Source organism: uncultured Campylobacter sp. (assembly GCF_937997595.1).
Lineage (GTDB): Bacteria > Campylobacterota > Campylobacteria > Campylobacterales > Campylobacteraceae > Campylobacter_B.
Genome location: NZ_CALKTS010000086.1, coordinates 1 through 1664, shown reverse-complemented (window position 1 = coordinate 1664; position 1664 = coordinate 1). Strand labels below are relative to the sequence as shown.

At 44.2% G+C, this 1664-nt stretch carries 2 pseudogenes; both read left to right on the top strand.

The features are described 5' to 3' along the window. Positions 1-212, top strand: a pseudogene (locus tag Q0614_RS03190) (mannonate dehydratase); the annotation flags it as partial. Between the two features lie 606 nt (positions 213-818). Then, positions 819-1097, top strand: a pseudogene (locus Q0614_RS03185) (IS1595 family transposase); the annotation flags it as partial. Positions 1098-1664 lie beyond the last annotated feature (567 nt).

Sequence of the window (1664 nt, the reverse complement as noted above, 5' to 3'; positions counted from 1 at the left end):
AAACGGACGTGCACTCGCGCCTGCTTTACGCTTCGGACTTTCCGGTGCCGTATTCCGCGATATATAACACCTACGATCTGCGCTTGTCGCAGCGTATCGCGCTGCATAAAGAGCCCAACCCATTCGATCGCAACGTGCGCGGGCTGCTCGCGTATTTCGGCGAGCAGAGCGAGCTGTGGAGCAATTACAAAAAAATTTTGCCCTTTGCGTAGACGGTGAAATTTAGGGCGTGCGGTTAGAATTCGGTGCATTTGCAGCTTTTCGCAGTTGGTTCCGAGCAAATGTAGCAAATGACATAGTGAGCGCGAGTAATGGAGCGGTTGGCGCTGTCTGTATAGCGAGAGAAAAGGCGAAACGTGCGTCGGGCAAAGCGCCCAGTAGAGAGCTGATAATGAAGCATGCGCCGCGGAATTTCGCAGGGCAAAATTCCGCAAACGGTAATTCGCAAAATTCTGCAAATTCCGCCGCCGCAAATTCGGCAGGTGTCGGCTGAGTGCTCACTAACTGCTAAATTTTAAAATTTAAACCTAGCGGCGCGTATCGTAGCGTCAAAGCGCTCTTTGGCGCAGCGTAAATTTTGAAATTTCAGCCGTAAATTTAGCTCGTAAGTGCACTAAATGAAACGGCGAGATCATACACGGCGCGCGTTGCTGTTTAAATTTAGCTCGCAGGCGCGCTAAATCCTATCGAGCGCGACTACAAGGCGCGTATGATAGAGTTTAAATTTAGCTTGCAGGTGCGCTAAATCCTAGCTGCGACATAATTTGTTTTAAATTTGGCTCAAGATAAGTTAAAAACTTTCAAAGGAGTTTTTAACTATGATCCTGCCGATGAAAAACAAGTATATAATTCGTTCCCGAATTTCAGAGAAGAAATTTAGAGAAATTCTCAAGTATTTTGCAGAAGACATAGAAGCTTCTAAAATAGCAAATTTTACAGGAATCTCTAGAATTTCCATTAATAAGATTCTAAAAAGCATTAGAGTTTTGATCTCTCAAGAATGTGAAAAGATAAGCAAATTTAATAGCGAGATAGAGATAGATGAAAGCTACTTCGGAGCTAAGAGAGTAAGAGGTAAGAGAGGTAGAGGTGCAGCAAATAAAACTCCGTATGTCGAACGATATGTCGAGGGAGATTTTTTCAATCGCAATATGAGCCGCTTTTTCGATGCATTCGGTATTCAACGCGGCAACTTCGATTACCCGACATGGGTAAATAAAAACGCCGTCGGACATTTTGAACACAAGCAGGAAAGTTATCAATCATCATCGGGCGAATGGAAAAACGTCACGCGAGCGGTAATGAAATATCTGCTCGTAAACAAAAACGACGAACCGACACCCCCGATGCCGCAACAGCATATAAGTGCGGAATCGGAAGAGATAAAAAAAATATTCGCGCTGACATTTCCCGACGGCAAACCGGTTTTCACGCAAACGGAAGTTGATAACTATCGAAAAAGTTATGCGAACGGCACGCCGCTTTCGTCATTGTTAAAATACGTAAAATCCGAAGCGGATAAACGTCTTTCGCTAATTGTATCGCAATCGCAGAATTTGCAAACGGCAGCAATCGATGATGCGGTAAGCGATTTTATTTTTTAATCGCGAACCGTATCGAGTATGTGAATTTTGAGGAGCTTTAGTTTTGAGCGGCGGTACTAA